The organism is Paucibacter sp. KBW04, from assembly GCF_003852425.1.
In the GTDB taxonomy this organism is placed as follows: Bacteria; Pseudomonadota; Gammaproteobacteria; order Burkholderiales; family Burkholderiaceae_C; genus Paucibacter_A.
The window spans coordinates 72,469-91,795 of record NZ_QAJN01000017.1 but is presented as its reverse complement, the minus strand read 5'-3'; the positions used below and the strand labels follow the sequence as shown (position 1 = coordinate 91,795).

Here is a 19,327-nt window from a genome sequence, read left to right as displayed (position 1 = left end):
GAACCCACAATCATGGACGCCAAAGTCGATATGCCCATCACCGAGCGGGCCAAGCTCTCGGTTCGTAATCTGAATTTCTATTACGGCAATTTCCTCGCGCTCAAGAACATCAATCTGGACATTCCGGAAAAGAAGGTCACCGCCTTCATCGGCCCCTCGGGCTGCGGCAAGTCCACCTTGCTGCGCACCCTGAACCGCATGTTTGAGCTCTATCCCGAGCAGCGCGCAGAAGGCGAGATCTTGCTGGACGGCAACAACATCCTGACCTCCAAGGATGATGTCTCGCTGATCCGCGCCAAGATCGGCATGGTCTTCCAGAAGCCCACGCCTTTTCCCATGTCCATCTACGACAACATCGCGTTCGGCGTGCGTTTGTTCGAAACCCTGCCGCGGGTCGAGATGGACGAGCGGGTCGAATGGGCCTTGAAGAAGTCGGCGCTGTGGAATGAGGTCAAGGACAAGCTGAACCAGAGCGGCTCCGGCCTGTCGGGGGGGCAGCAGCAGCGCCTGTGCATCGCACGCGGCATTGCCATCAAGCCCGAGATCCTCTTGCTGGACGAGCCTTGCTCGGCCCTGGACCCCATCTCTACCGGCAAGATCGAAGAGCTGATCCACGAGTTGAAGAGCGACTACACCGTCGCCATCGTCACCCACAATATGCAGCAGGCCGCCCGCTGCTCGGACTACACGGCCTATATGTATCTGGGCGATCTGATCGAGTTTGGCCCCACCGCCGAGCTCTTCATGAAGCCCAAGCGCAAGGACACTGAGGACTACATCACTGGCCGTTTCGGCTGATTCCGGCCCTTGCCGCTCGCAGCTGCGATGTCGCACCGACCTCAACGCTGCGCGCTTTTGATATGGATTGAGGCTCGGTCTGACGGGCCCCACTTTTGATTCAGGAAATCACCATGAGTGACAAGCATCTCTCCACACAATTCGACGCAGAACTGAGCGGCATCTCCACCCGCGTCCTGGAGATGGGCGGTCTGGTTGAGTCCCAGGTGGCTCAGGCCGTATTGGCCCTGACCTCTTTCAGCAGCGATATCGCCAGCGCCGTGCTCAAGCAGGAAGAGCAGGTCAATGCCATGGAGGTCGAGATTGATCGCGATCTCTCCAGCATCATCGCCCGTCGCCAGCCCACTGCCCGCGATCTGCGTTTGCTGATCGCCATCTCCAAGACCATCGCTAATCTGGAGCGCGTCGGCGACGAGGCGGCCCGCGTGGCTCGCACCGTGCAGCGCCTGATCAACTCCGGCGTTTCCAGCCGTCTGCGCCTGCCCATGTCCGACCTGGCATTTGAGGCCGAGTTGGCCACGGCCCTGCTGCGCAAGGCCTTGGATGCTTTTGCTCGCCTGGATGTGGACCGTGCGGTGGAAGTGCTCAAACAGGACGACCAGATCGACAAGGAGTTCGATGGCCTGCTGCGCAAGCTGATCACCTACATGATGGAAGACCCCCGCACCATCTCCTCGGCCATCGATATGGTCTTCGTGGCCAAGGCTATCGAGCGGGTGGGCGATCACGCCAAGAACTTGGCCGAAGTCATCATCTATGTGGTCAAGGGCACGGATGTGCGCCACAACACGCCCGAGGCCGTCGAGACCATGGTTCGCTGAGCCGCCTCGCCAAGCCCAGACACGAGGGAAGAATATGAGCCGAATTCTTGTGGTGGAAGACGAGTCGGCGATTGCCGAGCTGATTTCCATCAATCTGCGTCACGCAGGTTTTGAAGTGACCCTGGCCTCCAGCGCGGACCAGGCCCAGTACGAAGTGGATCGGGTGCTGCCCGATCTGGTGGTGCTGGACTGGATGTTGCCCGGCCAGTCGGGTTTGGCCTTGGCGCGGCAATGGCGCTCCGCCGTACGCACCAAGGAATTGCCCATCATCATGCTTACCGCCAGAGCCGAGGAGACCGACAAGGTCTCCGGCCTAGATGCCGGCGCGGATGACTATCTCACCAAACCTTTCTCGACCAATGAGTTGCTGGCCCGCATCCGTGCGGTGCTGCGGCGCAAGGCACCCGAGGCCCTGGACTCGCTGGTAGAAATTTCCGGCCTTAGCCTGGACCCAGGCACCCGCCGCGTCAGCCGCGAAGGTGCCGAGGTCAAGCTGGGCCCGACCGAGTTCCGCCTGCTGCATTTCTTCATGACCCATCCCGAGCGCGTGCACAGCCGTTCGCAGCTGCTCGACAGGGTCTGGGGCGACCATGTGTTCATTGAAGAGCGTACCGTCGACGTGCACGTCAAGCGCTTGCGTGAGGCGCTGGAGCGGGTGCATTGCGCGCGCATGATTGAGACCGTGCGGGGTGCGGGCTACCGGCTGACGCAGCTGTCGGCTGCTCTGCAGGCTTGAGATCAGGGGCTAACAAGCCCCTGTTTTACTTGATCAACCAGAACCGGGAGTTCAGGTGAGTTGGTTGTTGCCGAGATTTGTTTTGGCTGCCCTGGCGGTGGTCATGGGTGCCTTCGTCGGCCTTTGGGCCGGCAAGCTGTTTGATATTCCTTTGCTGGCCGAGGCCTTGGGGGCGGCTACCGCGGTCGGTGCCTTGGTGCTGATCGATGCGGTGCGCGGCCATCGGCTCTTGCTGTGGCTGCGCGGCTCGCAGCTGGATGTGGCGCCGCGTGACACCGGCTTATGGGGCGAGCTGGGCTATCGCATGGAGCGAGCGGTGCGTGACCGCGAGAAAGTCATCGCCCGCGAACGCCTGCAGCTGGAGCAATTTTTGTCCGCCATCGAGGCCTCGCCCAATGGGGTGTTGATGCTGGACGGCCAGGATCACATCCTCTGGTGCAACCGGGTGTCGGCCGATCACTTCTCGCTCGACCCGCAGCGGGACCTGCGTCAGCGCATCACCAATCTGGTCCGCTCACCTGCTTTTGTCGCCTTTTTGCAGGCCGGCCATTTTGAAGCCCCCTTGTTGCTGAGCAATGTGCGCGGCCAAGGCACGCTATCCGTCGTGGTGCGCTGTTATGGCGAGGGCATGCGCCTGGTGCTGAGCCAGGACATCACCGAGCGCGAGCGGGCCGATGCCATGCGGCGCGACTTCGTGGCCAATGTCTCGCACGAAATTCGTACGCCTTTGACCGTGCTCTCGGGCTTTATCGAGACCATGAGTTCCTTGCCCCTGACCGAGGCCGAGCGACGTCGTGTGTTGACCCTGATGGGCCAGCAAACCGAGCGCATGCAAGGCTTGGTCAGCGATCTGCTGACCCTGGCTCAGCTGGAAGGCAGCCCCAGGCCGGCGGCGGATCGTTGGATTTCTCTCGATGCTTTGCTGGGCCGGATTCAGTCCGATGCGGTGGCGCTTTCGGCTGGCAAGCATGAGATCAAGGTTCAGCCGGCTACTCAGGTGGAATTGGCGGGCGTGGAGTCGGAGTTGCTCAGCGCGGCCGCCAATCTGGTCACCAATGCCGTGCGTTACACGCCGGCCGGTGGACAGATCGACGTGGTCTGGCGTGAGCTGCCAGATGGCGCCGGTGAGCTGAGTGTGCAGGACACGGGCCTGGGCATTGCGCGCGAACATCTGCCTCGTCTGGCCGAACGCTTCTACCGCGTGGATGGCAGCCGCTCTCGCGAAACTGGGGGGACGGGCCTGGGTCTGTCCATCGTCAAGCATGTGGTGCAGCGTCACGGCGGCGAGTTGTCGATTCAGAGCGAGGCCGGCAAGGGCTCGCGCTTCAATCTGCAGTTCCCTCCCGCAAGAGTGCGTCATGCGGGCGAGCCGGCCTTGGGTGTGGAGGCAGCGGCTTGGTCGGGTGGTGATGGCTTGACCGTGGATTGAGCTGCAGATAGCCGGTCCTTGCTCAAGGCAAGCGATTGATATGAGAAAGGGGCCAAGCTTTGCGAGCTTGGCCCCTTTTCTTTGTCCTTGCATACCGGGTCTATCAGTCCCGAGATTGCCTCTGCAGGATGCGGAAGCTGGGCTCTCGGTCCATGGGTCTTTGCGTCAGGGCAATTGAGGACCAGCCCGCGGGGACGGAGGCCTTGGCCGCTTGCAGGGCGAAGCCGCAGGCGCTCTCGCCCAAGGGCGTCCTGGCCTCTACCCGCCAGCCACCACGGAACTCGAGCGCAGCCAAGGTGGCCAGCGAAAGCTGTGGTGCGGCCAGGCAGTTGCTGTCGATGGGCACATGCGTCCTGATGTGACTCACCAGGGCCTGGTCGCTGCGCACATAGTCGGCAAAGGGCAGCAAAATCGTCATGGCCAAGAGCCAGCACAAGGCCACGCCACCTGCCGGCAAGACCAAGCTCTTCCACAACGCGTGTTGATGGCGGGCCGTGCGCCAGCGCACCAAGGCCAGCCAGGCGATGGTGGCGCACAGGGCAAGAGCAAGAGCCAGGGCGTTGAACTGCGGCTCAAATCCGTCGGCTAGGCGGCGCAAATTGGCCAGGGGCGTGGCCGGCCAATTCAGCTGCATGGAAACGTAGTAGACCCAGAAGAACAAGGCGGCCGCGCTGAAGAAAAACACCGAGAACCAGTCCATGGCCGCTGCCAGGCTGCGCTTCAAGGTCGGCAGGGCAAAGGCCGCCAGCACGGCAAAAGCAGGCAGTCCCAGCAGCAGGGCGCGATCCGAGGCGGCCATCAGCAAGCTGGTGGCCATGGCGACCAGGGCGGTGCTGAGCGGCACGAAGATATGGCGGCGTTGCCAATGGGCACGCCAGCGCCACAAGGTCCAGGCGGCCAAGGGCCAGGCGGGCCAGCAGAACCAGGCCAGCAGATTCAAAAAGTCCAGCGGCAGTTGTGCGCCCAGGGTGGGCTCGACCCGCCAAGCCCAGGCATTGAACTCCCAGGCGCTGATGGTGGCCAACATGCCGGAGATCAAAAGCCACAAGCTCAGCTCTCGCACCTGGGCATACTGGGATCGATGGCATTGGTAAGCGCCGATCAAGGCGTAGACCACCGCTACCGCAGGCGCACCACTGGCGGCCAAAACCGGCAGAGAGATCATCACCGCCCAGCGTGCCTTGGCGATGCGAAAGGGAGCGGCGGCCAGGCCGTAGAGATAGAGGGCACTGGCCAGCAATTGCATGAGCTCGGGCGTGGTCTCATGGCCCAGCTGGAGCAGGCCCAGCGAGGCGATCAGGGCCAGCAGTCCTCCATCGGCCAGGGTGCGTGCATAGTCCACCGACTGGGCTTCGCCGCCAAAGGCAAAGGCGACCGGTTGGGCCGCTTCGGTGCGCGCCAGATGGAAGCAGCTGTACCAAACCAGCACCAGGACCAAGACCAGAATCAGGGCATAGGGCAGGCGGGCGGCGAAGGCTGGCTCCACCATGGGCAGGGCCTTGATGGCCAGGGCCCCAATCCAGTAGGGCAGGGGGCCGCCCTCTGCATGCAGGCCGGCGATGCTGGGCTGCCACCAGGGGGCGTGACCTTGGGCCACGCTGGCCATGAAACCGAAGGAGCTCAGATCCGCATTGCGCCAGGGCTCTCGCCCGAACAGGCCGGGCAGGACATAGGCGGCGCAAAACAGCAGCAGCGCCAGTCGAGGCATGCGTTGGGCGCCGCGAACGGCAACGATGGCAGGGCTAGGTAGATTCACGCGGGGAAGTCGGGGCAAAGTTTTTGAGCTTGGCAATCATGCCGCAGAAATCTGGTGACCAAATTGCTTTGGTGCAAGAGCTGCGGGCATGGTCAGGCCGCGAGACCTGAGTGAAAACTTCAGACGAAAAAAAAGGCAGCCGGAGCTGCCCTTTTTGATTCAGCCTGGGAGGGCTTACTTCTTGGCGAAGCCTGCAAACTTGTTGCGGAACTTCTCGACGCGGCCGCCGAGGTTGTCGATGCTCTTTTGCTGGCCGGTGTAGAAGGGGTGCGACTCGCTGGTGGTTTCCAGCTTGATCAACGGCAACTCGCGGCCGTCTTCCATCTTCACGGTTTCTTTGCTGCCCATGGTCGAGCGCGTGACGAACTTGAAGCCGTTGGATTGATCCACGAAGCAAACGTCGCGGTAATTGGGGTGAATGCCGTCTTTCATGGGGTATCTCTCTGCGGTGCCGGTAGCCACGCCACACCATGTGACGCACTTTCTGGCGGAGGAAAACGAGGATTATAGCTTGAAGTTTGCTGCCCGGGCTAGCCCAGGCAGCAGGGCAGGGTGCGAGCCCGCCCTGAAGTCCTGTGGAATCAACCGCCTCGACGCATCATGTCGAAGAAATCGAGGTTGTTCTTGGTGGACTTCATCTTGTCCAGCACGAACTCCATCGCTTCGATCTCGTCCATGTTGTAAAGCAGCTTGCGCAAGATCCAGCTCTTTTGCAGGATCTCGGGCTTGAGCAGCAACTCCTCGCGGCGGGTGCCGGACTTGTTGATCAGGATCGAGGGGTAGACACGCTTTTCGGCCATGCGGCGATCCAGATGGATCTCGCAATTGCCCGTGCCCTTGAACTCTTCGTAGATCACCTCGTCCATGCGGCTGCCGGTGTCGATCAGCGCGGTGCCGATGATGGTCAGCGAGCCGCCTTCTTCGACCTTGCGCGCCGCACCGAAGAAGCGCTTGGGGCGTTGCAGGGCGTTGGCATCCACGCCGCCAGTCAAGACCTTGCCCGAGGAGGGCAAGACGTTGTTGTAGGCGCGGGCCAGGCGGGTGATGGAGTCCAGCAGGATGATCACATCCTTCTTGAGTTCGACCAGGCGCTTGGCCCGCTCGATCACCATCTCGGCGACTTGCACGTGGCGGGCGGCCGGTTCGTCGAAGGTCGAGCTGATCACTTCACCGCGCACGGTGCGGATCATTTCGGTCACTTCTTCGGGGCGCTCGTCCACCAGCAGCACGATCAGATGGGACTCGGGATGATTGGCCACCAGCGCGTGCGCGATGCTCTTCATCATCTCGGTCTTGCCGGTCTTGGGCTGAGCGACGATCAGGGCGCGCTGGCCTTTGCCGATTGGGGCAATCAGGTCAATGATTCGGCCAGTGACGTTTTCTTCGCCCTTGAAGTTATCGCGTTCGAGCTTGAACTGTTCACGTGGGAACAGTGGCGTCAAGTTCTCGAACATGATCTTGTGCTTGCTCTCCTCTGGCGTCAGTTCGTTGACGCGGTCAACTTTGACCAGGGCAAAGTAGCGCTCGCCATCCTTGGGCACGCGCACTTCACCTTCGATCATGTCGCCGGTGTGGAGATTGAAGCGACGGATCTGGCTGGGGCTCAGATAGATGTCATCCGTCGACGCCATATAGCTGTCGTCGATGGAGCGCAAAAAGCCAAAGCCATCGGGCAAGACTTCAAGTACGCCGTCGCCGAACACTTGTTCGCCGGCTTTGGCGCGCTTCTTCATGATGGCAAACATCAACTCCTGCTTGCGCATGCGAGCGACGTTGTCGATCTCAAGCGCCTCGCCCATCTTGATGAGCTCGGAGACGTGTAGCGCTTTCAGTTCGGAAAGATGCATGGGTGAACACCCGGTAGGGGGTCAAAAATTCTGCCAAGAATCAGTGACAAATACTTCGGCAACCAGCGATCAGCTTGCCGCCCGAGCCAAGTCGGGCAAAACACGCAACGCAAGAAAAAAACGCGGGAGCTTGGGTGCCGAGTCCACGCGCCAGGTCGAATCTTTGCCGGGCTGGGCGTGTTGGCAAACTGCGAAATTTGCGAACCGAAGGGGTCATTGCCCCTGGGTTCGCAAATGCAATTATGAGGTGATTATAGGTTGGCGTCCAAGAAGGCCGTCAATTGTGCTTTCGACAAAGCGCCAACCTTGGTGGCGGCCAGCTGACCGTCTTTGAACAACATCAGGGTGGGAATGCCGCGGATGCCGAATTTGGCGGGAACTTCGCGGTTCTCGTCGACGTTCATCTTGGTGATCTGCAGGCGGTCGCCGTAGTCCTTGGACACTTCGTCCAGGATGGGGGCGATCATCTTGCAGGGGCCGCACCACTCAGCCCAGTAGTCCACCAGCACGGGCTTGCCGGCTTTGATCACATCATTGTCAAAAGATGCGTCAGAAATATGTTTGATCAATTCGCTGCTCATTGCTTGTCCTTGGGGCGGGCCGACTGGTTTGCCGCTGTCTTGTCGCTTGGGGCACCGGTAAGGGCTTACGTTGGTGCTGGGTGATTTTGACACAAAGGCAGGGCCTCGCAGGCGAGCCGGGTTTTCCTTGTTTGCGTCGGCTCATGGCGATGAAATTTCGCCTATTTCAAAAAATTTGCAGAAAGTCCCCAAGGGGGTGAGATATTCAGGCTAGAATCATGGTCTTAGTCGGGGCGTAGCGCAGCCTGGTAGCGCATCTGCTTTGGGAGCAGAGGGTCGCGAGTTCGAATCCCGCCGCCCCGACCAAGACCTTTCGCACAAGAGCCTCAAGCTCAAATGCACAAAAATTGGATAACCCGCTGCAAGCGAATAGCCTGCAGCGGGTTTTTTCATGCCCGCTTTAAGGTGAGGTGCCCGCTGCAGCCGATTTTTGGGTTCAGGCGGCGACATCTTTGGGTTATCTCGGCTTACCGAAACGATTGGAAGCAGGGACACTTCGCGGCTTCGGGTTTACCGACCCCATTTCTGAGCCCTCAACCAGGGCTTCAAACCTAGACCTCTGATCATGGCTATTCAACAACTGACCGACGAGCAGATCCGAACCTGGACTCGCGCGCAAAAAGACGAGTGGTGGTTCAAGAACATCTTCCGTGGCGATATGCCTCAGCTGAGCCTGCGCTCTGGCTTTACCGGCTTTTTGCTGGGCGGGATCTTGGCAGCAACAGCCCTGTACATCGGCGCCAAGACCGGCATCGGCATTGGCGTCGGCCTGACCTCGGTCATCTTGTCTTTTGCCTTGTTCAAGGCCTTGAGCAGCGCCGGACTGGCGGATGACTACACCATCCTCGAGAACAACTGCACCCAGTCCATCGCAACGGCGGCCGGTTATGCGGTGATGCCCATGATCTCGAGCTTGTCGGCCTATATGTTGATCACCGAGCGCATCATCCCCTGGTGGCAGATGATGACCTGGATCATCGTGATTTCCATCTTGGGTGTGCTGGTGGCCTTCCCGATGAAGCGTCGCTTCATCAATGAAGAGCAGCTGCCCTTCCCGGAGGGCCGGGCCAGCGGTGTGGTGCTGGACTCGCTCTACAACGGCGATGCCGGCGAAGGCATGTTCAAGGCACGACTGCTCGGCTGGGTGGCGGGTGGTACCGCGGCCTATCAAGCCATTGTCAGCGATGGTTGGATGAAGTTGCTGCAGTTCAAGATTCTGCGCATGGACCAATGGGCTGGCGTGAAAGAGCCCTGGGTTCTGCATGAGCGCCTGGACACTTATTACTACCAGGCTGCCGTCAAGGCCGAGATGTGGTTGCCCAAGATTTTGGGTACCGACTTCCGCGTCCTGGGCCTGCGCTTCACGCTGGACGCCGCGATGCTGGGCGTCGGCGGCCTGATGGGTATTGCCGTGGCGACCAGCTGCTTGCTGGGTTCTTTCCTGAACTTCGCGGTCCTGGCGCCGCTGATGATTCAGGCCGGTGACATCACGCAACGCGTGGCGCCTAACGGCAATTTGGTGCCGATCTCGCGGGTGGAAATCGTCAACCAATGGTCGTTGTGGTGGGCCGTCACGATGATGGTGGTGGGTGCGCTGATGGGCTTGCTGGCCAAGCCTGAAATGTTCACCAGCGCCTTCAAGTCCTTTGGCAAGAAGAAGGCCGTGGCTGCCGCCGCGCCTGGCAAGGATCTGCTCTCGCATATCGAAGTGCCGCTTTGGGTGTCCTATGTGGGCGTGCCCATCTTCAGCCTCTTAGGCGCAACCCTGGCGCACAGCTTCTTCGGTGTGCCTTGGCTGCTGGCCCTGGTTTCGCTGCCCCTGATCTTCGTGTTGACGGTGATCTGCACCAACGCGATGGCCTTGACCTCCTGGACGCCGACCGGCGCCCTGGCCAAGATCACCCAGTTCACCATGGGCGCGATCGACCGTAGCAATCCGGCCAGCAATCTGCTGCCGGCCGGCATGACCTCGGACATCGCCAGCAATGCCGCCAATCTGCTGTCCGACATCAAGCCCGGCTATATGCTGGGTGGCAAGCCGCGTCACCAGGCTGTGGGCCATGTGATCGGCGTGATCGCCGGCGTCCTGGCCTGCGTGCCCTTGTTCTATCTGCTGTTCTTGCCCGCAGATGCCAACGGCCTGCGCTCGACAGCCACCATCGTGACCGACCAGTTTGCCTTCCCCGCTGCGCTGCAGTGGAAGGGCGTGGCCGAGATCATCGCCAAGGGCTTGAGCGGCCTGCCGGCTTCGGCCATCACCGCCATGATCATCGCAGCCGTCTCGGCCGTGCTGATCGAGTTGGCGCGCATCGTGACCAAGGGTCGCTTCCCCCTGTCCTCCGTGTCCATCGGTCTGGGCGTGGTGCTGCCGCCTGAGTCCGTGCTGGCCATGTTCTTGGGCGCCTTGCTGTTCTGGATCATGGGTCGCCGCAACAAGACGCCCGGCACCAAGGGCAATCGCATCTGGGTGGAAGGCTGCGAGCCCATCTGTGCCGGCCTGATCTCCGGTGCGGCTCTGATGGGCATCGGCAATGCCATCATCAACGTGATGTTGAGCTGATCGTTTTTGCGGGGCTTGTGCCATGGCACAATCACGACCCCGCAAGGGCAGGGCCTGAGTCACCCACTAGCGAGTGACTCGGGCCTCCAACCGACCATAGCTCAACTGGATAGAGCACCCGCCTTCTAAGCGGGCGGTTGCAAGTTCGATTCTTGCTGGTCGGGCCACTCTGGCTACTTTGGGCAGGTCCTGTTCAGGATTCTTGGCCCCGCCGCGCCGCCTCAGGTCGCGCCGTCAACACCCTCTCGTTTTGCGCTTCTTTGGCAGGCCTTGGGCCTCAGTGCTTTTTGTACTGCGTCTCGCCAAATAGGTTTTCGCGTGCCTGCTCGTCGAGCTGGGGCTTGCGCAGATCGGCCATGACCGCCAGACCTCGCTGCACGGCAGGCCGGGCGGCGATCTCGTCAAACCAGCCCTTCAGGTGTAGATAGTCGCTCAGCTCCACGCCCTGGTTCTTCCAGGAGCGCAGCCAGGGGAAGATCGCCATATCGGCGATGCTGTATTCTTTGCCACCGATATAAGTGCTGGCCGCCAGGCGCGTGTTCATCACCGTGTAAAGCCTTTGTGCTTCACTGCTGTAGCGCTGGATGGGGTAGTCCATCTTTTGCTTGGCGTAGACCCGGAAATGATGGGCTTGCCCCAGCATCGGCCCCACGCCTCCCACCTGGAACATCAGCCATTGCAATACCTCGTACTTTCCGCTCGTGTCCCGTGGCAAAAAGCGCCCGCTCTTGCCCGCCAGGTAGAGCAGAATCGCGCCCGACTCGAACAGGCTGATGGGGCGGCCGTCCGGGCCCTCGCTGTCGACCAAGGCTGGGATCTTGTTGTTCGGGCTGAGCGCCAAGAATTTGGCTTCAAACTGAGCGCCGCTGCCGATGTCCACGGGGATCACCCGATAGGGCAGACCGCATTCTTCCAACATGATGTGAACTTTGTGGCCGTTGGGTGTGGGCCATGAGTAAAGATCAATCATGGGGGCTTCTCCAAATTTCAAATTCGGTCAGGGGCGCGGGCCCTATGTCTATGCATTGTCCTAGCTCATGTTTTTAAAGCAAGTCAAACGCTGGCTGGTGGCGCGTGCCAATGCGGCGCGCTGGCGCCCTATTCACGATTGGGCCGAGAGTCGCCAAGGACAGTTTCGCCTGGCCAAGGATGGACGCGGCTTTTTGATCGACCAGCCCAAGGCCTTGCCCGGCAGCTTGCGCATCGAGTGGGGCGCCTCACAGCGCGCCTATATTGAGGGCACGGAGTTGCGCATGCGCTGCGAGCTGCGCCTGCACAGCGATCTGCAGATGATGGTTTTGTGCCGCCAGTTGATGGAGGTGCTGGAGCGCATTGTTTTTGAGGCCTATACCGACACCTTGAAGACCCGGGTCGATACCGACACGCCCGAGGAGATGCGCTGGCTGGTGATGTTCCCCAAGCTCAGCCAGATGAGTTCCAAGCTGGTGCGCCAGCGCTTTGGGGCCTTGGGCGTCAACAAGGAGTTGACGGCGGATTGGATTGAGGGCGAGTTGAGCGAATTGCTGGCTCAGTCCAGCCAGGACCTGCTGCCCGAGGGTCATCCTTTTGTGCTGATGACCATGCGAGGCAATGTGTACTTGCGTACGGCCATGACCGAACCCTCGCTGCCCAAGATCCAGGCCTTGGTGCGCTTGCTGGAGGTGGCTTGCCGCGAGGCGCAGCGCATCAATGGCAAGCTTTCGGACCGAGGCCCTTGGCCGACCACGACCTCGGTGGCTTGGCAGAGTTCGCGGCCGGAAGAGGACAGCTCGCGTCACTGAGCCCGTAGGGCTTAGGGCTCTTCAGGCCGGGGCAGGCGGCCGATCAGCCCTTCTGTGCGAACTGCCAGGCCAGCTCGGCCAGCGGGCGGGCGCCAGCTCCCGCTTCCCGGGCTTGCTGGCTGGAGGCGGTGCCGTCTTCCACCCGCTTGGCGATGCCTTGCAAGATGGCGGCGATGCGGAACAGGTTGTAGGCCAGATAAAAATTCCAGTCCCTCATCACCCTCGCGACATCGCTGCGGCCGGTGCGTTCGCAATAGCTGCGGACATAGCTCAATTCGTCCGGGATGCCCAGGGCCGCCAGGTCTTTGCCGCCCAGGCCGCGGGCCACGCCCGAGGTTTGGATATGCCAGGACATACAGTGGTAGCTGAAGTCGGCCAGGGGGTGGCCCAGGGTGGAGAGCTCCCAGTCCAGCACGGCGATGACGCGAGGCTCTTCCGGGTGAAAGACCAGATTGTCGATGCGGAAGTCGCCGTGCACGATGGCGACTTCGCTGGCGTCACTGGCCGAGGCCGGGATGTGCTGAGGCAGCCACTCGATCAGGCGATCCATGGCCTCAATGGGCTGGGTCACGGAGGCCAGGTACTGCTTGCTCCAGCGGCCGATCTGGCGCTCGAAGTAGTTGCCCGGTTTGCCATAACTGCTCAGACCCAGGGCGGCAAAGTCAACCTTGTGCAAGGCCGCAATGACGCGGTTCATTTCTGCGTAGATGGCGCCACGCTCCGCCTTGTGCATGCCGGGCAGGGCTTGATCCCAGAAGATGCGGCCGGGCATGAACTCCATCAGATAGAAAGCGCGGCCGATGACGGACTCGTCTTCGCATAAACCCAGCATGGCGGGCACCGGCACCTCGCTGCCGGCCAGGGCGCGCATCACGGTGAATTCGCGCTCAATGGCATGGGCCGAGGGCAGGAGCTTGGCCACCGGCGCCGGCTTGCTGCGCATCACATAGCTGCGTTGCGGTGTGATGAGTTTGTAGGTCGGGTTGGACTGGCCGCCCTTGAATTGCTCCAGGCTCAAGGGGCCGGCAAAGCCGGGGATGTGGGCTTGCATCCAGGCACTCAGCGCCTCGGTGTCTAGGGCTTGGCTGAGGGCTCGTGTTCCGGTAAAGGCGTCCATGGCTCGCTTCAAAAGATTGTGCTGCGTTGAATGAGAACGGCCTCATCAGCCTCTGCAGCACGGCGCGGCCTTGCGGCGCCCGCTGCTAACGGCTGGCGATGGCCATCAGTTTTTCCTTGCTGAGTACCACCAGGCGGGTGGGCTCCACTCGCACGGCACCGTCGCGCTCGAAGCCCTTGAGCTCCTGATTGACTCGCTGGCGCGAGGCGCCGAGTAGCTGGGCCAGATCTTCTTGCGCCAGTTGCAGGCCGATGCGAATCTCCTCGCCCTGCGGCACGCCGTAGGAGCGCGCCAACAGCAGAATCTGCTTGGCAAGGCGCGAGGCCAGCGGCCGGGTATTGAGGTCCTCGACCGCGTCGAACATCAGGCGCAGGCGCCGGCAGTTCAGGCGTAGCAAGGCCTCGTAAAGCTCGCTGTGCAATTGCAGCAGTTGCTTGAAATCGGGTTTGCGCACCACCAGCAAGGTGGTGTCGCCATGCGTCGTGGCATCGTGGGTGCGCGGCAAGCCGTCGAACAAGGAGATGTCGCCAAACCAGGTGCCGGGCTCCACATAGGTCAGCGAGATCTGCTTGCCCGCCAGTGAGACGGAGCTGACCCGTACCGCACCCTTGGCCACGCCCACCCATTCCTCGGCGGGTTCGCCACGGCAGGACAGCAGGGCGCCATCGCCCAGACGGCGCACCGAGGCTCGGGAAAGAATGTCGCTGCGTAGAGTTGGTGACAGCTTGGAAAACCACGACCCCGATTCGATATTGCTGCGTTCGGAAATTGTAAGAACCGTACTATTCATGCTGAGTCGCTGACGTGACAGCAGGAGGCTGCCGTGTTGCGGCTTATTGTCTACGAGCTTGCTGCCCTTGGCGGCGGCCGGAAAAATACCTTGCGAAACACAAGCTAAACGCGAGTTTTTTTGTGAATCAAGACGGCGCCCAAATCGCTGTGAAGCGGCCAGGCGCGACCTGGCCGGGCCGAGAGTCGGCTCGACTGCTAAACCAAAAAGCAAGCGGCGCCTATCGGGCCTGTCAGCATGGCTACAACGGGGTCGACCCATGAGTGAGGGGAGTGTGAGCGGCCTGGGTCTGGGGTGCTGGGTGGCCATGCTAGAGTGCAGAAAACAACATTTGCCCACGGCATGGACCGAGATCAAGAAGTGCCTCCACACCGTCTTCGCCCCACCAGTCTCGGCGTCTTCTTGCTGGCCTTTTTCTCACTTGGGATGACGGGTCAGGCCTTGGCCTTGGGTGTGGATAGACCGCAGGCGCAGTCGGGTTTGGGTCAGCCTCTGAATCTTCTCTTCCCCGTGCGGCTAAGCCCTGGCGAGACCCTCAGTGCTGACTGCGTGCAGGCCGAGGTGTTCTCGGGTGAAAACCGGATCGCCGCCAGCCAGCTACGTATTCAGCTGGAAGGCGCCAGCGAGGCCTCGGTTCGAGGCCTGCGGCTGCGCAGCGCGGTGGCGATTGATGAGCCCATCATCAACGTCAATCTCAGCGTGGGCTGCCCGGCGCGCCTGGTGCGCCAGTACAGCGCTTTGATGGATCCGCCCAATGCGCAGAACCAAGCCTCTTCGGAGGAGGCCAGCGCCCCAAGCCCACGGAATTATTCACCGGCCATGCGCGCCGCCCTGGCCAGCGCCGGTGCGCAGCCCGCAGCCTTGCTGGGCGAGCCGCTGCAGAGTTCGACCGCTGTTGCGCCGAGCAAGCCTGGGCCGGCTCAGCCCAAGAGCAAAAAACTAGCATCCGGCAGCCAAACCGCCGAGCCTTCGATGGCGCTGGCAAGTGCGGCCCCAGCGAGCGCGGCGGAGCCAAAAGTCGTCAAGCCCAAGAGCAAACAAAAGGCCAAGGCGGACGAGGCCCAGGCTCTCAAGCCCAGTAGCAAGCCGGCCTCGACGCCGCGTTTGCGTCTGGATGCTCCCGAGGACTTGCCCGTCGCTCTGGCGACGGCCGAGTCCGCCGCGCCGGGCCAGCTCTTGAGCGATGCCGAAGCCTTGCAGCGATTGCAGAAACTGGAAGAAGGCCTGAGCAAGCTGCGGCGCGACAAGCAAGGCACCGAAGCGCGTGTGCTGGCCCTGCGCAGCGAGCTGGCCAGCCAAGGTGAGGCCGGGCCATGGTCGGCCTTGAATCTGGGTTTGATCGGCGCTGCCCTGGGCCTGGCGGGCCTGTCGGCCTATTTGTGGCTGAGCCGCCAGCGCGAGCGCAGCTTGCGCGAGGCGGCCTGGTGGCGGGAGTCCAGCGCCTCCGGCGAGGGAGCTGGCGAAGCCCCGGCTCCGAGCGGCCAGCCGCAGGCCTCAGTGCTGCCGCCGCTTGCTGTGACTGCTGCTGCCGCAAGCGCGTCGACGCGTGCTGCTGGCGGGCCATTCCCTGATGAGCAGACCATCGTCTTGCCGCATATTTTTGAGGCCGAGGCCTCGCCCGATCTGGCCCCTGGCGGCCCCTTGCAACAGGGTGACGAGGGCCAGGTCCAGGATATGTTCTCGCTCGGCCGTGGCCTGAGCGCAGCTGCGGGCCAGACCGAGGCCGGCCCGCCAGCCGTGGTGAGCGAAGCCAGACCCAGCGGCTTTGGCGGCTTGGAGCCGCTGAGTGTGCAGCTGGTGGAGGAAGCCGAGGACCCGGGCCTGGAATGGCCGGGTGCTCAAACGCCCGCCCCGGCCCCCAGCCCGGCACCAGCCGCCGCTCGTTCGACTGCGCTCGACAAGCATGGCGATGCCGCTCATGTCAGCGTGGAAGAGTTGATCGATCTGGAGCAGCAGGTGGACTTCTTCCTGGTGCTGGGCCAGACCGAGGCGGCGGTGGAATTGCTGCTGGTTCATATCCACACCGAAACCGCCAGTGCCTTGCCCTATCTGAAGCTGATGGAGATCTATCAGCGCCAGGGCAATATGCAGGGCTTCAATGATGTGGCCGACCGCTTTGCGCGTCGCTTCCATGGCCTGCCGCCCACCTGGGGTCAGGACATGCGCCGAGGGCGGCATCTGGAGGCTTATACCGAGGTGATGAGCTTGTTGCAGCTGGGCTGGTCCAATAGCCACGGCAGCATGGCCACGGTGCAAAGCCTGCTGGCCAAGGGGGACGAACAGTCCATCGGTTTCGAGCTGCCTGCCTATCTGGATCTGCTGCTGCTTTACAGCGTCGCGCGCGATCTCTCCGAGCATGAGGTGCGCAGCGAATCGGTGGATCTCTTCTTGCCTTTGGACGCGCCGGAGCAGGGCGAGGCCGGCATGGATTTGATGGCCACCATGGTCTGGCAAGCCCCCGACCAGGCGCCGTCGGCGGATGCGGGCGTTGACATCTTGCTGGACGAGGCGCCGCTGATTCGCAAGGTTTGAGATTGGGCCGAATCCGGCCCTTTTCCCCTTCTGCCCTTTTGCTCAGAGCGTTTGCAGCAGGCTCAGGGCCTGAGCCAGGGTCTCTTCTTTTTTGGCAAAGCAGAAGCGCACGACGGTTTGCTGGGCCAGATCTTTGGCCTCTGGCCCGGTGCTGAAGGCCGACATGGGAATGGCGGCCACACCGATCTCGGCCGTCAGCCACTCGCAAAAAGCCAGGTCACCGCGCAGGCCTTGCTGCGCAAAGCGCTCCACCTCGGCAATGTCCACGCACTGGAAGTAAGTGCCTTCACAGGGCAGGAGCTTGAGCTTGGTCTGGCTGAGGGCTGCGCGGAAGTGGTCGCGCTTGGCTTGGTAAAAATCGGGCAGCTGCAGGTAAGGCGCGGCGTCGGCCATATAGCGGGCCAAGCCCAGCTGCATGGGTGTGTTGACGGTGAACACGTTGTACTGGTGGACCTTGCGGAACTCGCGGGTGAGGGCGGCGGGCGCGGCCACATAGCCGACCTTCCAGCCGGTCACGTGATAGGTCTTGCCAAAGCTGGAAACGATGAAGCTGCGCGCCGCCAGCTCCGGGAAGCGAGCCACGCTGTGGTGCTGCTTTTGGTCGAACACCATGTGTTCGTAGACCTCATCGCTGATCAGCAGAATCGGCGTGTCGCGCAGCAGCGCAGCCAATTGCAGCATCTCGGCCTCGGTCCAGACGGTGGCCGAGGGGTTGTGCGGGGTGTTGATGACGATGGCGCGGGTGCGCGGGCTGATGGCGGCGGCGATGCGCTCGAAATCGGGGCGGAAGCTGCCTGCCCTCAGCGGCACGCGCACGACCACGCCGCCTGCCAACTCGATATTGGGCGCGTAGCTGTCGTAGCAGGGCTCCAGGATGATTACTTCATCGCCCGGATGCACGACGGCCAGCAAGGCGGTAAAGATGGCCTGGGTGGCGCCGGCGGTGATGGTGATCTCGCTGTCCGGCTGATAGCTGCCCTGGTAAAGCGCTTGCAGCTTGGCGGCCACGGCCTCGCGCAGGGCGGGCACCCCGCTCATCAAGGGGTATTGGTTGTGGCCCTCGCGCATGGCCTGGTGCACGGCCTCGATCAGAGCCGGGTCGCAATCAAAGTCAGGAAAGCCCTGGCCCAGATTGACCGCCCCATGTTTTTGCGCGAGCGCCGACATGGTGCTGAAGATGGTGGTGCCCACATGGGGCAGGCGGCTTTGGAGGGCGGGCAATGCGATTGGCAAGGGTAAAACTCGGCAAGAGGTCAAAGGCTGTAGTCGTTGGCATCGCCATTCATGGCGCGTTCGAGCAGATGGCGGTTCAGACGATCGGACAGCAGCTCGGCAAAGGTGTAGACGTAGTTGCGCAGATAGGCGCCGCGCTTGAAGGCGATGCGGGTGACGTTCTGGCCAAACAAATGGCCCAGGGGACGGGATTGCAAATCGCCACCCACCGGGTCTTCGCGCACCGCCATCTCGGCCACGATGCCTAAGCCCATGCCCAGGCGAACATAAGTCTTGATGACGTCGGAGTCGATCGCTTCCAGCACGATATTCGGGTGCAGATGGCGGGCCGCGAAGGCGCGGTCGATGCGGCTGCGGCCGGTGAAGCTGGGGTGGTAGGTGATGATGGGCTCGGCCGCCAGCTGCTCCAGGCTGATGCGCTCCACGCCCGCCAGCGGGTGGCCATTGGGCACGACCAGCACATGCTGCCATTCATAGCAGGGCAGGGTGACCAACTCCTCGATCTGGGCCAGGGATTCGGTCGCCAGGCCCACATCGGCGCTGTCGTCGAGCAGCATGCGCACGACTTGATCCGGGTTGCCCTGGTGCAGGCTGACCCTAACCTGGGGCAGTTGGCGGCGCAGCTGGGCCACTGGGCCGGGCAGCACATAGCGGGCTTGGGTGTGGGTGGTGGCGATGGACAGGGTGCCGCTGTCCTGCTTGGAATACTCCTCGCCGATGCGCTTGAGGTTGTTGACCTCGCGCATGATGATCTCGATCGCGGCCAACACCTGCTGGCCGGGCTCGGTGATTCGGCGCAAGCGCTTGCCGTGGCGGGAAAAGATGTCCACGCCCAGCTCTTCCTCCAGCTCCAGAATCGCCTTGGAGACGCCGGGCTGCGAGGTGAACAAGGCCTTGGCCGTCTCGGTCAGATTGAGGTTGCGGCGGGCCGCTTCCTGCACGAAGCGGAACTGGTGCAAATTCATGGCATGTTCTCCAAGCAAGCCAGGCTGGCGGCGGCCATGGCCTCCTGCACCCGGCTCTGGTCGCCCAGCGGGGGATGCAAGATCCATTCGATCTGGGTGCCGTAATGGGCTTGTAGGTTCGCGATCAGGGGCGGGATGTCTTTGCGCACATGGCCGCCGGTGCCTAAGAACATGGGCACGATATGGATGCGCGTGCAGCCGCGTGCGGCCAGGCCATGGGCGGCGGCCTCCAGCTCGGGCTGCATGAATTCGAGAAAGGCCAGGGTCCAGGGCAAGCCGGGGCGCTCGGCGGCGATGCGTGCGGCCACCTGTTCAAAAGGGCGAGCCCAGGCAGGGTCGCGCGCGCCATGGGCGAAGAGAAGGAGTCCGTCGGTCATTTGA

At 62.2% G+C, this 19,327-nt stretch carries 17 protein-coding genes and 2 tRNA genes; 9 read left to right on the top strand and 10 right to left on the bottom strand.

Features of this window, described 5'->3' with window-relative positions:
• Positions 1-12 precede the first annotated feature (12 nt).
• The 4 genes from pstB to phoR all read left to right on the top strand — a co-directional run bounded on the left by pstB (position 13) and on the right by phoR (position 3,784).
• On the top strand, positions 13-798 hold the full coding sequence (pstB, locus tag DBR47_RS20995) for a phosphate ABC transporter ATP-binding protein PstB (RefSeq protein ID WP_124453770.1): 786 nt from the start codon (positions 13-15) through the stop codon (positions 796-798).
• Between the two features lie 113 nt (positions 799-911).
• Positions 912-1,619: a phosphate signaling complex protein PhoU gene (phoU, locus tag DBR47_RS20990; RefSeq protein ID WP_124453768.1), complete on the top strand. Its 708-nt coding sequence runs from the start codon at positions 912-914 to the stop codon at positions 1,617-1,619.
• A 34-nt stretch (positions 1,620-1,653) separates the two neighbouring features.
• Positions 1,654-2,355, top strand: a complete 702-nt coding sequence (phoB, locus tag DBR47_RS20985) for a phosphate regulon transcriptional regulator PhoB (RefSeq protein WP_124453766.1) — start codon at positions 1,654-1,656, stop codon at positions 2,353-2,355.
• A 55-nt stretch (positions 2,356-2,410) separates the two neighbouring features.
• Positions 2,411-3,784, top strand: a complete 1,374-nt coding sequence (gene phoR / locus DBR47_RS20980; protein WP_124453764.1) for a phosphate regulon sensor histidine kinase PhoR — start codon at positions 2,411-2,413, stop codon at positions 3,782-3,784.
• A gap of 103 nt (positions 3,785-3,887) precedes the next feature.
• Here phoR and DBR47_RS20975 read toward each other — a convergent pair whose 3' ends face one another.
• The 4 genes from DBR47_RS20975 to trxA all read right to left on the bottom strand — a co-directional run bounded on the left by DBR47_RS20975 (position 3,888) and on the right by trxA (position 7,968).
• On the bottom strand, positions 3,888-5,492 hold the full coding sequence (locus DBR47_RS20975) for a hypothetical protein (protein ID WP_231512428.1): 1,605 nt from the start codon (positions 5,490-5,492) through the stop codon (positions 3,888-3,890).
• A 222-nt stretch (positions 5,493-5,714) separates the two neighbouring features.
• The gene (locus tag DBR47_RS20970) at positions 5,715-5,972 is read right to left on the bottom strand and encodes a type B 50S ribosomal protein L31 (RefSeq protein WP_124453760.1); all 258 of its coding nucleotides are present in this window, start codon (positions 5,970-5,972) and stop codon (positions 5,715-5,717) included.
• A gap of 149 nt (positions 5,973-6,121) precedes the next feature.
• On the bottom strand, positions 6,122-7,387 hold the full coding sequence (gene rho / locus DBR47_RS20965; protein WP_124453759.1) for a transcription termination factor Rho: 1,266 nt from the start codon (positions 7,385-7,387) through the stop codon (positions 6,122-6,124).
• 251 nt (positions 7,388-7,638) lie between these two features.
• Positions 7,639-7,968, bottom strand: a complete 330-nt coding sequence (gene trxA / locus DBR47_RS20960; RefSeq protein WP_124453756.1) for a thioredoxin TrxA — start codon at positions 7,966-7,968, stop codon at positions 7,639-7,641.
• Between the two features lie 229 nt (positions 7,969-8,197).
• On the opposite strand from trxA, the gene DBR47_RS20955 reads away from it, so the two are divergent.
• From DBR47_RS20955 to DBR47_RS20945, 3 genes are all read left to right on the top strand, one after another.
• Positions 8,198-8,274: transfer RNA gene (locus tag DBR47_RS20955), tRNA-Pro, on the top strand.
• Positions 8,275-8,533: 259 nt separating this feature from the next.
• Positions 8,534-10,528, top strand: a complete 1,995-nt coding sequence (locus DBR47_RS20950; RefSeq protein WP_124453754.1) for an OPT family oligopeptide transporter — start codon at positions 8,534-8,536, stop codon at positions 10,526-10,528.
• Positions 10,529-10,618: 90 nt separating this feature from the next.
• Positions 10,619-10,695, top strand: a tRNA-Arg gene (locus DBR47_RS20945).
• A gap of 110 nt (positions 10,696-10,805) precedes the next feature.
• On the opposite strand, the gene DBR47_RS20940 is transcribed toward DBR47_RS20945, so the two are convergent.
• Positions 10,806-11,498, bottom strand: coding sequence for a glutathione S-transferase N-terminal domain-containing protein (locus DBR47_RS20940; protein WP_124453752.1), 693 nt, complete (start codon positions 11,496-11,498; stop codon positions 10,806-10,808).
• 67 nt (positions 11,499-11,565) lie between these two features.
• Here DBR47_RS20940 and DBR47_RS20935 point away from each other — a divergent pair, with 67 nt between their 5' ends.
• Positions 11,566-12,309 carry a hypothetical protein gene (locus DBR47_RS20935; RefSeq protein ID WP_124453750.1) on the top strand — a complete coding sequence of 248 codons (744 nt, stop codon included), beginning with the start codon at positions 11,566-11,568 and terminating at the stop codon, positions 12,307-12,309.
• Between the two features lie 43 nt (positions 12,310-12,352).
• Here DBR47_RS20935 and DBR47_RS20930 read toward each other — a convergent pair whose 3' ends face one another.
• Both DBR47_RS20930 and DBR47_RS20925 read right to left on the bottom strand, forming a co-directional pair.
• Positions 12,353-13,426 carry a phosphotransferase gene (locus DBR47_RS20930; protein ID WP_124453748.1) on the bottom strand — a complete coding sequence of 358 codons (1,074 nt, stop codon included), beginning with the start codon at positions 13,424-13,426 and terminating at the stop codon, positions 12,353-12,355.
• Positions 13,427-13,511: 85 nt separating this feature from the next.
• The gene (locus DBR47_RS20925) at positions 13,512-14,216 is read right to left on the bottom strand and encodes a Crp/Fnr family transcriptional regulator (protein ID WP_124453746.1); all 705 of its coding nucleotides are present in this window, start codon (positions 14,214-14,216) and stop codon (positions 13,512-13,514) included.
• Between the two features lie 342 nt (positions 14,217-14,558).
• On the opposite strand from DBR47_RS20925, the gene DBR47_RS20920 reads away from it, so the two are divergent.
• On the top strand, positions 14,559-16,748 hold the full coding sequence (locus DBR47_RS20920; RefSeq protein ID WP_124453744.1) for a hypothetical protein: 2,190 nt from the start codon (positions 14,559-14,561) through the stop codon (positions 16,746-16,748).
• Positions 16,749-16,790: 42 nt separating this feature from the next.
• On the opposite strand, the gene DBR47_RS20915 is transcribed toward DBR47_RS20920, so the two are convergent.
• The 3 genes from DBR47_RS20915 to DBR47_RS20905 are packed head-to-tail and all read right to left on the bottom strand — an operon-like array spanning position 16,791 to position 19,323.
• Positions 16,791-17,981: a pyridoxal phosphate-dependent aminotransferase gene (locus DBR47_RS20915; RefSeq protein ID WP_124453742.1), complete on the bottom strand. Its 1,191-nt coding sequence runs from the start codon at positions 17,979-17,981 to the stop codon at positions 16,791-16,793.
• A 20-nt stretch (positions 17,982-18,001) separates the two neighbouring features.
• On the bottom strand, positions 18,002-18,946 hold the full coding sequence (locus tag DBR47_RS20910; protein ID WP_124453740.1) for a CysB family HTH-type transcriptional regulator: 945 nt from the start codon (positions 18,944-18,946) through the stop codon (positions 18,002-18,004).
• Positions 18,943-19,323, bottom strand: a complete 381-nt coding sequence (locus tag DBR47_RS20905; RefSeq protein ID WP_124453738.1) for a sirohydrochlorin chelatase — start codon at positions 19,321-19,323, stop codon at positions 18,943-18,945. Before DBR47_RS20905 ends, DBR47_RS20910 begins: the two co-directional genes overlap by 4 nt.
• Positions 19,324-19,327: the final 4 nt, after the last annotated feature.

Excerpts from the sequence above, each read along its gene's own strand:
- DBR47_RS20905 (WP_124453738.1), bottom strand. The coding sequence starts at position 19,323 with ATGACCGACGGACTCCTTCTCTTCGCCCATGGCGCGCGCGACCCTGCC.
- DBR47_RS20940 (WP_124453752.1), bottom strand. The coding sequence starts at position 11,498 with ATGATTGATCTTTACTCATGGCCCACACCCAACGGCCACAAAGTTCAC.
- DBR47_RS20925 (WP_124453746.1), bottom strand. The coding sequence starts at position 14,216 with ATGAATAGTACGGTTCTTACAATTTCCGAACGCAGCAATATCGAATCG.
- phoB (WP_124453766.1), top strand. The coding sequence starts at position 1,654 with ATGAGCCGAATTCTTGTGGTGGAAGACGAGTCGGCGATTGCCGAGCTG.
- rho (WP_124453759.1), bottom strand. The coding sequence starts at position 7,387 with ATGCATCTTTCCGAACTGAAAGCGCTACACGTCTCCGAGCTCATCAAG.
- DBR47_RS20935 (WP_124453750.1), top strand. The coding sequence starts at position 11,566 with ATGTTTTTAAAGCAAGTCAAACGCTGGCTGGTGGCGCGTGCCAATGCG.
- trxA (WP_124453756.1), bottom strand. The coding sequence starts at position 7,968 with ATGAGCAGCGAATTGATCAAACATATTTCTGACGCATCTTTTGACAAT.
- phoU (WP_124453768.1), top strand. The coding sequence starts at position 912 with ATGAGTGACAAGCATCTCTCCACACAATTCGACGCAGAACTGAGCGGC.
- DBR47_RS20920 (WP_124453744.1), top strand. The coding sequence starts at position 14,559 with ATGGACCGAGATCAAGAAGTGCCTCCACACCGTCTTCGCCCCACCAGT.
- pstB (WP_124453770.1), top strand. The coding sequence starts at position 13 with ATGGACGCCAAAGTCGATATGCCCATCACCGAGCGGGCCAAGCTCTCG.
- DBR47_RS20910 (WP_124453740.1), bottom strand. The coding sequence starts at position 18,946 with ATGAATTTGCACCAGTTCCGCTTCGTGCAGGAAGCGGCCCGCCGCAAC.
- DBR47_RS20970 (WP_124453760.1), bottom strand. The coding sequence starts at position 5,972 with ATGAAAGACGGCATTCACCCCAATTACCGCGACGTTTGCTTCGTGGAT.
- DBR47_RS20930 (WP_124453748.1), bottom strand. The coding sequence starts at position 13,426 with ATGGACGCCTTTACCGGAACACGAGCCCTCAGCCAAGCCCTAGACACC.
- DBR47_RS20975 (WP_231512428.1), bottom strand. The coding sequence starts at position 5,492 with ATGCCTCGACTGGCGCTGCTGCTGTTTTGCGCCGCCTATGTCCTGCCC.
- DBR47_RS20950 (WP_124453754.1), top strand. The coding sequence starts at position 8,534 with ATGGCTATTCAACAACTGACCGACGAGCAGATCCGAACCTGGACTCGC.